Annotated in this window: 13 protein-coding genes; 11 read left to right on the top strand and 2 right to left on the bottom strand. The window is 28.9% G+C overall.

The window, feature by feature from the left end; genetic code table 11:
• The first annotated feature begins 6 nt into the window (after window positions 1-6).
• The 11 genes from xseB (at window position 7) to B5F09_RS00195 (ending at window position 10777) form a co-directional block, all read left to right on the top strand.
• Window positions 7-231 (top strand): exodeoxyribonuclease VII small subunit, encoded by a 225-nt coding sequence (xseB, locus tag B5F09_RS00245; protein ID WP_087298505.1) that lies wholly within the window; start codon window positions 7-9, stop codon window positions 229-231.
• The gene (locus B5F09_RS00240) at window positions 224-1072 is read left to right on the top strand and encodes a polyprenyl synthetase family protein (protein WP_087370451.1); all 849 of its coding nucleotides are present in this window, start codon (window positions 224-226) and stop codon (window positions 1070-1072) included. Before xseB ends, B5F09_RS00240 begins: the two co-directional genes overlap by 8 nt.
• Entirely contained in the window at window positions 1072-2946 is a 1875-nt protein-coding gene (gene dxs / locus B5F09_RS00235) for a 1-deoxy-D-xylulose-5-phosphate synthase (RefSeq protein WP_087370448.1), read from the top strand. The genes B5F09_RS00240 and dxs overlap by 1 nt, the downstream gene beginning before the upstream one ends.
• Window positions 2927-3730 carry a TlyA family RNA methyltransferase gene (locus B5F09_RS00230; protein ID WP_087298508.1) on the top strand — a complete coding sequence of 268 codons (804 nt, stop codon included), beginning with the start codon at window positions 2927-2929 and terminating at the stop codon, window positions 3728-3730. The genes dxs and B5F09_RS00230 overlap by 20 nt, the downstream gene beginning before the upstream one ends.
• A gap of 8 nt (window positions 3731-3738) precedes the next feature.
• Window positions 3739-5394: a DNA repair protein RecN gene (recN, locus tag B5F09_RS00225; RefSeq protein WP_087370445.1), complete on the top strand. Its 1656-nt coding sequence runs from the start codon at window positions 3739-3741 to the stop codon at window positions 5392-5394.
• Between the two features lie 53 nt (window positions 5395-5447).
• Window positions 5448-6440: a SpoIVB peptidase S55 domain-containing protein gene (locus B5F09_RS00220; protein WP_087370442.1), complete on the top strand. Its 993-nt coding sequence runs from the start codon at window positions 5448-5450 to the stop codon at window positions 6438-6440.
• A gap of 49 nt (window positions 6441-6489) precedes the next feature.
• Entirely contained in the window at window positions 6490-7701 is a 1212-nt protein-coding gene (locus B5F09_RS00215) for a DNA polymerase IV (protein ID WP_239404196.1), read from the top strand.
• 51 nt (window positions 7702-7752) lie between these two features.
• Window positions 7753-8316, top strand: coding sequence for a hypothetical protein (locus tag B5F09_RS00210; RefSeq protein ID WP_087298511.1), 564 nt, complete (start codon window positions 7753-7755; stop codon window positions 8314-8316).
• A gap of 69 nt (window positions 8317-8385) precedes the next feature.
• Window positions 8386-9300 (top strand): site-specific tyrosine recombinase XerD, encoded by a 915-nt coding sequence (gene xerD, locus B5F09_RS00205; protein WP_087298512.1) that lies wholly within the window; start codon window positions 8386-8388, stop codon window positions 9298-9300.
• A 19-nt stretch (window positions 9301-9319) separates the two neighbouring features.
• Window positions 9320-10501, top strand: coding sequence for a phosphopentomutase (locus B5F09_RS00200; protein ID WP_087298513.1), 1182 nt, complete (start codon window positions 9320-9322; stop codon window positions 10499-10501).
• A gap of 9 nt (window positions 10502-10510) precedes the next feature.
• Window positions 10511-10777 (top strand): hypothetical protein, encoded by a 267-nt coding sequence (locus tag B5F09_RS00195; protein ID WP_087370439.1) that lies wholly within the window; start codon window positions 10511-10513, stop codon window positions 10775-10777.
• Between the two features lie 232 nt (window positions 10778-11009).
• Here B5F09_RS00195 and B5F09_RS00190 read toward each other — a convergent pair whose 3' ends face one another.
• Together B5F09_RS00190 and purF are read right to left on the bottom strand one after the other, a co-directional pair.
• Window positions 11010-11255 carry a hypothetical protein gene (locus B5F09_RS00190; RefSeq protein WP_087370436.1) on the bottom strand — a complete coding sequence of 82 codons (246 nt, stop codon included), beginning with the start codon at window positions 11253-11255 and terminating at the stop codon, window positions 11010-11012.
• 20 nt (window positions 11256-11275) lie between these two features.
• Window positions 11276-12697, bottom strand: coding sequence for an amidophosphoribosyltransferase (gene purF, locus B5F09_RS00185; protein WP_087370433.1), 1422 nt, complete (start codon window positions 12695-12697; stop codon window positions 11276-11278).
• Window positions 12698-12714 lie beyond the last annotated feature (17 nt).

Below are 12714 nucleotides of genomic sequence, written 5' to 3'. Positions count from 1 at the left end.
ATAGAATTGGAAAATATTACTTTTGAAGAAGCAATGAAAAGATTAGAAGAAATAGTTGCAGCTTTAGAAAATAATCAGGTTTCTTTAGAAAAAAGTGTTGATTTATTTCAAGAAGGTATTAAATTATCAAAGATTTGTAATGATAAACTTAATAATATTGAAGATAAAGTAGCTAAAATTTTAGTTGATGATAAACTAGAAGATTTAGAAATAGAGGATAAAAATGGATAGTATAGTTGAACAAATCAACACTCGATTAGAAACAATTTTAAATCCATATCAAGATTCTAGAGTTAAAGATGCAATGATGTATTCATTGCAAGCTGGTGGAAAGAGAATTCGCCCTGCTATGATGCTTCAAGTTATTCGTAGTTATGGATTAGATTGGCATCCATATCTAGATATTGCTTGTGCTATTGAAATGATTCATACATATTCATTGATTCATGATGATTTACCAGGTATGGATAACGATACATTAAGACGTGGAAAACCTACATGTCATGTACAATTTGATGAAGCAACAGCTATCTTAGCTGGAGATGGTTTGTTGAATGAAGCTGTTAATATTATTTTAAATACTAATGTTACAAGTAATCAAAAAGTTGCATTACTAAAAATCTTATATCAAGCAGCTGGTATCAATGGAATGATTTTTGGACAATCATTAGACTTAAAATTTGAACACCAAAAAGCAAACCAGCAAGAACTAAATATGATCCACCATCATAAAACAGGTGACTTAATTAGTGCTGCATTAATGATGGGAGCTTGTATAGCTAATGAAGCTGATCAAAAAATCTGGCAAGAGATTGGATATAAAATAGGTTTAGCTTTCCAAATCCAGGACGATGTTCTTGATGTAGTTGGAAATAGTGAAATTTTAGGAAAAGAAGTAGGAAGTGACATAGAAAATCATAAATCTACTTATGTTACTTTAATGGGAGTAGAACAATCTAGTCAGGAAGTAAATAAATTATTTAAAGAGGCAATGGAGTTAATATATAAATTAAGGATTAATCATGGCTTAATTTTAGAAATTATTGAAAAATTACAGAAAAGAGTGAAATAATGGATCTAAATAAAATTAAAGATCCCTCTTTTTTAAAAGAGTTGGATATTAGACAATTAAATGAACTAGCTGGAGAAATACGCCAATTTTTAATCAATAGTATTTCGCAAACTGGAGGGCATCTTTCTAGTAATTTGGGGGTAGTTGAATTAACAATAGCTTTGCATTATGTTTTTAATTCGCCAGAAGATAAAATATTTTTTGATGTTGGACATCAATCATATGTTCATAAAATTTTAACTGGTCGTGCTAACCAATTTGCCACATTGCGTAAGTATGGTGGACTTTCGGGATTTCAAAAACGCTGTGAAAGCGAGCATGATTGCTTTGAAGCCGGACATTCTTCTACCGCATTAAGTGCAGCAATAGGAATGGCAGTAGCTCGTGATTTAAATCATCAAAATTTTCATGTTATTCCCGTTATTGGTGATGCTGCAATGGTCGGTGGAGAGTCATTAGAGGCATTAAATCATTTAGGTTCAATTAATAATAAAGTGATTATTATCTTAAATGATAATCAAATGGCAATTGGTAAAAGTATCGGTGGTTTTGGTGAATTTCTTTCTTCTGTTCGTATTAGTGGGACTTATAATAATTTAAAGGAAGATTATCGTAACTTAACATCACATAATAAATTTGGACAAATGATTTTTAATGTTTCTAAAAGAATCAAAGATTTTGTTAAACATGGTTTAATTGATGATACAATTTTTGAAGATTTTGGTGTTGAGTATTTAGGGCCGGTCAATGGTCATAATTTTGATGATTTGATTAGAGTTTTAAATTTGGCTAAAAATAGTAAATCAAGTGTCGTTGTTCATGTAGTGACTAAAAAAGGACGTGGTTATAAATTTGCAGAAAATGATAAATCAGGAAAATGGCATGGTATTGCTCCATTTAATATTGCTGATGGTACTTTAAAAAATCCTGAAAAGAATGGCAAAGTTAGCTGGTCTAAAGTTGTCGCTGATTATATTGAAATGAAAATGGCTAGTGATCAGGATATTGTCGCTATTACTCCAGCAATGATTCATGGCTCAGCAATGGATAACTTATTTAAACATTATCCTGATCGTTGTTTTGACGTAGGAATTGCTGAAGAACATGCATTAACTTTTACTTGTGGTTTATCATTAGCCAAGAAAAAGCCGTTTATTTCCGTTTATTCTTCTTTTTTACAACGTGCCTACGATCAAATAAATCATGATCTTGCTAGAATGGATTTAAGTTGTTTGATTTGTGTTGATCGCTGTGGTTTTGTTGGTGCTGATGGGCCAACTCATCATGGAGTATTTGATTTAGGAATTTTAAATCAATTACCAAATGTTATTATTTGTGCTCCTAATGATAGTGCTAATACTAAAAGATTTATTAATACATATTTAAAAAATAATGATCACCCTTATATTTTAAGAATTCCTCGTGGTGAAATTGAAAACAATGAAATTGAAGAGGATGAAATTTTACCGATTGGTAAATGGCAAATCGACATAACAAATGACTATGATGTTACAGTTATTAGTTATGGCCAAAATGTAACACGTATTAATGAATATTTTAAGGATAAAGAAATAAAGATAAGGTTAGTAAATGCTTTATATATTAAACCGATGGATACACAAATGTTGCAAGATATTGTTGATGACAAGCCATTAGTTGTATATGAAACAGATTTAAAGATCAATTCGCTTGCAAGTAATATAGCTTATTATTATTCACAAAATAAAATTTTGAAAAATATCTATAGTTTTGGTGTTGATGATCATTATTCTACACAAGGTACTATTGATGAAATCTTAAAAGATGAAGGTTTAGATATGGATAGTTTTTATCAACGGATAAAGGAGATTATTAATGAAGAAAGAACGAATTGATGTTTTATTAGTTGAACAAGGTTTTTTTGATTCACGCGAAAAAGCTAAAAGAGCGATAATGGCCGGAATAGTACATGATGAACATGATATTATAGATAAGCCAGGCACTAAAATACCAGTTGATTCAAAATTATATGTTAAAGGTAAAGTTTTGCCTTATGTTTCTCGTGGTGGCTTAAAGTTAGAAAAAGCCATAAAAGAATTTAATTTAGATTTAAAAGATAAAATCATGGTTGATATTGGTAGTTCTACGGGTGGCTTTACTGATTGTGCGCTGCAAAATGGTGCTAAATTAGTTTATGCTATTGATGTTGGAACTAATCAATTAGTTTGGAAATTAAGAAATGATCCTAGAGTTGTCGTAAAAGAACAAACTAATTTTAGATATGCAACAAAAGAATTGTTTGAATATGGTATACCATCATTTGCAAGTATTGACGTATCCTTTATTTCTTTAAAATATATTTTTGAACCACTTAAAGACATTTTATCTAAAAGTGATCAGGTTGTTGCTTTAATTAAGCCACAATTTGAAGCAGGAAGAGAAGAAGTTGGAAAAAAAGGAATTGTAAAAGATGCTAAGATTCATCATCAGGTTATTGAAAATGTAATTGAGTTTGCTCATAACAATAATTTTGAATTAGAACAGTTAACATTTTCACCAATAACTGGTGGTGAAGGAAATATTGAATTTTTAGGTTTATTTGTTAAAGACGGTATTTTTAATAGTGACATAAATATCGATGAAGTAGTAAATAATGCGCATGATTGTTTTAAAAGGTAGGTGAAAATATGCTAGAAAGTATCTATATTGAAAATTTTGCTATAATTGATCGTTTAGAGGTGGATTTTTTAAATCATATGACAGTTTTAACTGGAGAAACTGGAGCTGGAAAATCAATTATTATTGATGCTATTGGTCAATTAATGGGCAATAGAAGCCAAACTAGTTTTATCAAAGCTGGTAAAGATGAGTGTTTTATTGAAGGTGTTTTTACTATTGCTAAAAATTCACCAGTTTTAGCTAAATTAAAAGAATTTAGAATTGAATTTGATGATAAACTAGTAGTATCAAAATCATTTAATCGTGATAACCGTACAGTTATTAAAATCAATTATAGAAATGTATCAAAGATGGTATTGCAATCAATTATGAGTGAGTTGATTGATATTCATTCACAGTTTGAAACTCATAGTTTATTTGATTCTAATAATCATTTAGATATTTTAAATCATTTTATTGGTTCTTCAATTGAATCTTTAAATAAGCAATATAGTTTAGCATATCGTACTTATCGAGAAATAAATCGGGATTATCAAAAAGCTTTGAATGAGGAATTAAGCGATGAGCAATTAGAATATTATCAAAGCCAATTAGATGAGATAAATAGTCTTGATCTAGATACAATTGATGAAGATAGTCTTGACTATGAAAAGAAACAATTACAAGAATATGAAAAAATCAAAGAAAAAATTAATAATTATCGCCAATATATTAATGGTGAATACGGTGTTTTAGCAAATTTAAATAATGCCGTTAATGAATTAGAAGCGATTAGTGATAATCCTAATTATAGTAGTATCTATGAAAAAATGTATGATTTATACTATAATTTAATGGATTTAGATGATGAAGTAATAAGTGAATTTAATAGCACTAATTTTGATGAGTATCGTTTAAATGAAATACAGGAAATTTTATTTAAATTAAATCGCTTGAAAAGAAAATATGGACCATCAATTTCAACTATCAAAGAAGCCAAAAAAGAAATTGAAATGAAAATTGCAACCTTTAATAATCGTGAAAGATTTTTAAATGATCTAAAAAAACAATTATCAATTGCATTTCAAGAAGCAAAAGAGCTGGCTGATGCTATAACTGAGCTTCGAAAACAAGAAGCGCAAAAGTTTACGGATGCTGTAACTAATGAGTTAAAATCATTATATTTAGATAAAGTTGTGTTTAAGATTGATTTTAAAAAAATTGATTTGCAAGCTAATGGACAAGATAAAGTAGAGTTTTTAATCTCAACTAATGCTGGTCAAACATTGAAACCATTAAATAAAGTTGCTTCTGGTGGGGAAATGTCACGTATTATGCTTGCAATTAAGATTTTATCTTTAAAAAGCAGTTCTATTGAAACTATAATTTTTGATGAAGCTGATACTGGTGTTAGTGGTAAAGTTGCTGAAAGTATTGGTGCTAAAATGAAAAAAATAGCTAAAGATCATCAGGTTTTATGTATTACTCATTTAGCACAAGTTGCTGCTTTTGCTAAAAATCATTATTTAATTAAAAAAGTAGCTAATGATAATGATACTAACGTATCAATAACTAAATTAAATTATGATGAAAGTATTATGGAAATTGCTAAATTAATATCTGGTAAAGAAGTATCTCATGAATCGATTGAACACGCTCGAAAATTGAAAGAAAATAGCGAATAAATAATTACATAATAGCCAAACTAAAATGTAGCTAATGCTACAAGGAGGTTTTTATGCTTTTTAAAAAGCTATTCCTTTCTTTGATCCTGGCTTTGACCATTATTAATCCAGTTGCCGCTTATGCAATATCACTAATTCCTGGTGGCGATTCAATTGGAATTGAATTAGATTATCAAGGTGTTGTTATTACTGGTGGATATGCAATAGAGATTGATAACAAAAGTTATAATCCAATTAGTAATGATTTTCAAGTTGGTGATTTAATAACAGCCATTGATGATCAAAAAGTAACTTGTATTGAAGATTTAACATATGTGATCAAAAACAAAACTGATGATTTAACATATGATTTAACTATTAAACGTGGTGATAATGTAATTCATCAGGGTTTAAAAGTTGTTTATGATAATCAACAGTTTTCAACTGGACTATATGTAAAAGATTCTATTAGTGGAGTAGGGACTTTGACCTTCTATAATCCAGAAACACATTCATTTGGGGCTTTAGGCCATGCTATGAGTGATTCTAAACTAGATAGTGAAAGTTTGCTTCAAGAAGGAAGCATTTATGAAAGTAATGTAACTAGTATCAAAAAAGCAACAAGTCAATCTTCAGGAAATAAAATTGCAGACATTTCCAATGTTGAAATAGGTAGTATAAACAGCCATAGTCAATTTGGTATCTATGGAACTTATAATTATGATATTTCCAATCGTGAAATGATGGAAACTGCAACTATTGAAGAAACGAAACTTGGTAAAGCTTATTTCTTGACAGTTTTAGAAGGTAATGAAATTGTAAAATGTGAAATTGAAATCACAAAATTAAATAGTCAAGATACGGTTAAAGAAAAGGGCATTGAATTTACAGTAACTGATAAAGAGGTTATTGAAAAAGCTAATGGTATAGTACAAGGAATGAGTGGCTCACCAATTATTCAAAATAATAAGATAGTTGGTTGTGTAACTCATGTATCAGGAAATAATCCAATGACCGGATATGGTTTGTATATTGATTGGATGTTAGAAATGGATAGTCAGGAATAAACAGGTGCTCTTTTAGAGCACCTTAATATTTAGATAAAGGAGGCAAATGATGATGCAAGTAATATTTCACATTGATTTAAATGCTTTTTATGCTAGTGCTGAAATTTCTAGAAATCCTTCGTTAAAAGGGAAACCAATCGTAATTTCAGGAAAATCTAAAAGAAGTATTATTACAACTGCTTCATATGAAGCTAGAAAATACGGGATTCATTCAGCAATGCCTCTTTTTCAAGCTAAACAATTATGTAAAGACTTAATTATCTTACCCGCTGATTTTGAGTTATATCATCGTTTATCAAATGAATTTTTTACAATAATAGCATCATACAGTGAAATATTAGAGGTAGCTAGTATTGATGAGTGTTATCTTGATGTTACATCAATTATTCAAGAGAAAAAAATTCATCCAGTTGTTTTAGCTAAAGATATCCAGACTAAAGTTTATGAACAATTAAATTTGCAGTGCTCAATTGGTATTTCTCCTAATAAGTTTTTAGCTAAGATGGCTAGCGATATGAAAAAGCCAATGGGAATTACTGTTCTTACTAGAAATAATTTAAAAGAAGTAATGTGGCCATTAGATATTAAAGATATGTTTGGTATAGGTAAAAAAACACAGCCTAAATTAAGAGCGGTTGGTATTAATACTATTGGTGATTTAGCTGATTATAAAAATTATGATAATTTAAAAAAGGTTATTGGTAAAAATGCTTTACTAGTTTATCGAAAAGCTAATGGTATCGATACTAATCCGGTTGATTATGGACATAATGAGTTAAAATCAGTTGGGAATTCAACAACTTTACCAGCTGATACTAACGATGAAGTATATTTAAAAGAAGTTTTAAGTAATTTAGCAAAACAAGTATCTACACGAGCTTTAAAAAGAAACCTGGTATCTAATTCGATTTCGATAACAATTAAATATACTCGCTTTGAAAGTGTTACTAGACAAACAACTGTTTCTAAATATATCAATGATTATGAAACAATTTTATCAACTGCTAAAATGCTATTTGATAGTAATTATAACGGTAGACCAGTTCGATTATTGGGGGTCAGTTTAAATAACACTATTAATAAGAAAAATTTAAAAGAGCAGATCAGTATTTTTGAAGTTGAGCAACAACCAAATATAAAAAATGAAAATTTAGATAAGTTAATCGATAAAATTAATGAAAACTTTGATCATCCATTAGTTACTAAAGCTTCTGCTTTGTCTAAAAAAGAAAAACAACCCCAAAAGAAATATTTAAAATAAAAGAATAAAATTTTTAAAATGCTCATAAGTTATATAAACGGAGGAACACTTATGGGTATTTTAAACAAAATATTTAAAAATGAAAAATTAGTAATTAATACGTTTGCAGCAATTTTATTTATTTGTGGATTATTATTTGGAATTGTATTTTATTTTTATGGTAATGAAACAATAGTCCAATTAAATAAATATATATTTTTTTATAAAGATAATACAGCAACAAATAATTACAATCTTTATTTAACAATAACTAGTTTATACATACTTTTATCATTAATAATATCAACAAGTTTTTTAGGAGTTATTTTAAATAGTTTTGTAATTTTTTCAAAGGGAATGCAGATTGCAATTGCTACTATTTATTATTTTACTTTAAACAAATTTAGTGCTTCAATGCTTTTTTTTAGCTTTTTTCCACAACTTATTTTAGAACTAGCCTTATTATATGTAATTTCAATAATTGCCATTAGATTGTCATTAAATTGCTTTACAATATCATTTTTAACAACTGAAGTTTTTAATAGTCGTAAAATAATTAATTATATATTAGATTATATTATTATTATTTTAATCATTGTAAGTCTGTCAATGGCATTTAAAGTTTATGTACTTTAGTTACCAAATCATTGGCAATATTATTTTTAAACGTGTTATAATATCCAAGTAGGCAGGATGTGTTGATAAATGGAAGCAAAAGAGGTATTAGATGAATATAAGCAATACTTAATAGTTGAAAAAGGATTAAGCAAAAATACGGTGAGTGCGTATGATAGAGATCTTAAAAAGTTTTTTAAATATATAAATGAAAAATTTGAAATAGATCAGGTAGAAAAAATTGATAAAGAACATATACGCCTATATTTAAAAGAACTAGGCAAAATTCAAAGTACTAATTCTGTTTCTAGAAAAATTGTATCTTTACGGATGTTTTATCTTTTTTTAGTGAGAGAAAAAATTGTTCCTAATAATTTGATGAGTAGTTTTACGCTGCCAAAAAAAGATAAAAAATTACCAACGGTATTATCTAAGTCAGAAATGGCTGAACTTTTAAATAGTATTGAAGTGGTTGATGCAATAAGTTCTAGAAATCGCTGTTTAGTTGAATTACTATATGCAACAGGAATGCGTGTTTCAGAATTATTAAATTTAAGAATGTCTGATTTAAATATTAAAATGGGGTTTGTAAAAGTAATTGGTAAAGGTGATAAAGAGCGACTAGTTCCAATAAGTAAATATGTTGGTAAATTATTAACGCAGTATATCAATGAATATCGTGATGAATTAAATTTAAAAAATGATTCATTGTTATTTTTCAATCAACATGGTAATCCATTAAGTCGCCAAGAGTTTTATCATATACTTAAGACAATTATTAATACAACAACGGTAAATAAAAACATTTCTCCCCATACTTTTCGACATACTTTTGCTACTCATTTATTAGAAAATGGCGCTGATCTTCGTTCGATTCAAGAGTTGCTTGGACACAGTGATATTTCAACAACTACTATTTATACGCATATTTCTAATCAGAAAATTAGACAAGAATACCAGCAGTTTCATCCAAGAATGAAAAAGATAATTGATAATGATAAATAGTTTACATATGGAGGGTAAGATGAAATATAATCGAATTTTTTTAATAGTTTGTGATTCTTTAGGGATTGGAAATGCTTGTGATAGTGCATTATATGATGATTATGGTGCTAATACATTAAAGCATATCTGTGAAAAATGTAATGGTTTAGATGTAGTGAATTTAGAAGGACTAGGATTAGGTAATTTAGGTGACTTTAAAGGTATTCATCAATTAAGCTTACAATTAGGATATACTCTTTCTTTAAGTGAGATTTCTAATGGTAAAGATACTATGACTGGTCATTGGGAAATGATGGGATTAAAGACAGAAAAACCTTTTATCACTTTTACTGATACTGGTTTTCCTGATGAATTTATTCGTTTATTTGAAGAAAAAACAGGACGAAAATGTGTTGGTAATAAAGCGGCTAGTGGAACTGAGATTATTCAAGAATATGGTGAACACCAGATTAAAACAGGCGATTGGATTGTATATACATCAGCTGATTCAGTCTTCCAGATAGCAGCTAATGAAGAAGTAATACCGCTAGAAGAATTATATGAAGCTTGTCAAATTGCTCGTGAACTAGCAATGGATGAACGATGGAAAGTAGGTAGAATTATTGCCCGTCCATTTATTGGTAAAAAAGCAGGGGAGTTTGAAAGAACTGCTAATCGCCATGATCTAGCCTTAGCCCCATTTGATAAAACTGTATTAGACACTTTAAAAGAGAATAATTTTGATGTAATCGGTGTAGGTAAAATTCCTGATATTTTTGTTAATCAGGGAATAACAAGAAGTGTTAAGACTATTAGCAATAAAGATGGTATGGAAAAAACTATTGAATTAGCTAAAACTAACTTTAACGGATTATGCTTTGTTAATCTTGTTGACTTTGATGCTAAATACGGTCATCGTCGTGATTATCAAGGATATGGTCAGGCAATTGTCGAATTTGATGAACAGTTAGGTGAATTGATGAAATATTTACAAGCCGATGATTTATTAATGATAACTGCTGATCATGGTAATGATCCAACATACAAAGGTACTGATCATACGCGTGAACAAGTTCCTTTGATCATTTATTCTAAAGAATTATTGCAGCCACGTTGTTTAGCACCAATGGAATCATTTTCAGTAATCGGAGCAACTATTGCAGAAAACTTTAATGTTGAACTACCTAAAATTGGAAAATCAATTTTAAAGAATATAATTTAAGGAGTATACATGGAAGATAAGACTAAAAGATTAATTGTAATGTCAATATTAGCATATGGGATTGGAACTTTCTTATTTGCAATAGGAATATTGACAAGAACTTTTGTTGGTACATTTCTATTTTATATTATTGCGATTGCATTGATTGTTTGTGGAATATTAGCTTTATTTAATAATTATCGAAAAAATGAAAAATTTAAGATATACATATATTTAATTATCGTAGGAATATTTTTCTTTGTTTTAAATACGGTTGTATTTATTAATACAATTTAGGAAATCTAACAGATTTCCTTTTTTATTCACATTGTGCACATTTTATTCACATTATTCCATACATAAAAATTTCATAATATACATTATGCGAAGTTATATATATAATTATAATAAGAACAGGAGCGATTTACTTTACCCCTGTTCTTTATAAATTAAATATTTAATCCTGCATAGAATGCTTCATGTATTGCTTGATCTACTTTTCGTGGTTTAACAGCATCACCAACTGAGACTACTCGAATTCCTTATTTTTTACAGAAATTCTTCCGATAGCAGAAATTATTGTATCAGCTTCTGTAAATATTTTTTTATCCATATTATCAACTGTTAATACTTTGTCTTTAAAAATCTCTACAATTGGTGTATGAGCATGGAATTTAATTTGATATTGATCAAATAATCCTGTTGGTCGATATAAAGATATTATTGGTACTCCACCTGTAGAATTTAATAATAATGGTGCTTGTTTAAGCACCATTATTATTATGTAAATTAATTTTAGATTTTTCCTTTTTTCTCTTTATCATGTTCAAAAGCATCATAAATATCAGTTACATAATCGCCATTGAAACATGCTAGACATAAACCACATTTATGTTTTTCTTTGTTGAAATGAATTGATTTATCAATCCCTTCTTCACTAATAAATGCTAGTGAATCAGCTTCAATATATTTGCACAATTCATTAACTGATAAGCGATTGGAAATTAATTCATCCATTGTTGACATATCAACTCCATAAAAACATGGATATTTAATTGCTGGTGAAGCGATTCGTACATGAACTTCTTTGGCTCCTGCTTCTTTTAGTAGTCTTACAATTCGTTTAGATGTTGTTCCCCTAACGATTGAATCATCTATCATGATTACACGTTTGTCTTTTACAATTGATGAAACAGCGGAAAGTTTCATTCGTACACCTTGTTCTCTCATTTCTTGAGTCGGTTGAATAAATGTTCTTCCAACATATTTATTTTTTATTAATCCCATTTCGTATGGTATTCCTGAAGCTTCAGAATAACCAATAGCTGCAGAAATTGATGAATCTGGAACCCCAATTACTAAATCAGCCTCAACTGGAGATTCAATAAATAATTGTTTTCCTGCAAGTTTTCTAGTTGTATGGACATTTATACCATCTAGATTACTATCAGGGCGTGAGAAGTATATATACTCCATTGCACATATTTTATCTACAACATCAGTTGTATATAATTTTGATTTAATTTCACCATTTTTTACACGAACAATTTCCCCTGGTTCTAAATCTCTTAAAAATTTAGCCCCTACTACTTCAAATGCACAAGTTTCTGATGAAAATACATAAGCACCGTTAGGAAGTTGTCCAATAGAAATTGGTCGTAAACCATATTTATCACGAGCGACATATAAAGCATTTTCTATTAATATTAAAAATGCAAAAGCGCCATCTAATTTATTTAATGAATTACAGATTCGATCAATCATATGCCCTTTTTCACGCATAATAAGATGACCTAAAATTTCTGTATCAGAAGTACTAGAAAAGATACTTCCTTTTTTTTCTAATTCACTTTTTAATATATTAGCATTTACAATATTACCATTATGAGCAATTCCTAATGAGCCATTTAATGTTCTAAATAATAAAGGTTGTACATTAGCAATTCCTCCACCACCAGCTGTTGAGTAGCGAACATGACCAATTGCATAATCTCCAATCATCTTAGAAATCTTTTCTTGATCAAATACTTCAGTAACTAAGCCTTCACCTTTTTGAATTGATAATGCTTCTTTATTTTTTACAATAATACCAGCGGCTTCTTGACCACGGTGTTGCAAGCTATGTAAACCATAATAACACATTGCTGCGGCATTTTCGTAACCACATACAGCAAAAACACCACACTCTTCATGTAATTGACGATCTTGATAGTCCATTAACTAACCTCCTTTAA

It is taken from the genome of Erysipelatoclostridium sp. An173, assembly GCF_002160495.1.
GTDB lineage: Bacteria > Bacillota_I > Bacilli_A > Erysipelotrichales > Coprobacillaceae > Thomasclavelia > Thomasclavelia merdavium.
This window is presented reverse-complemented; position numbering and strand designations above follow the sequence as displayed.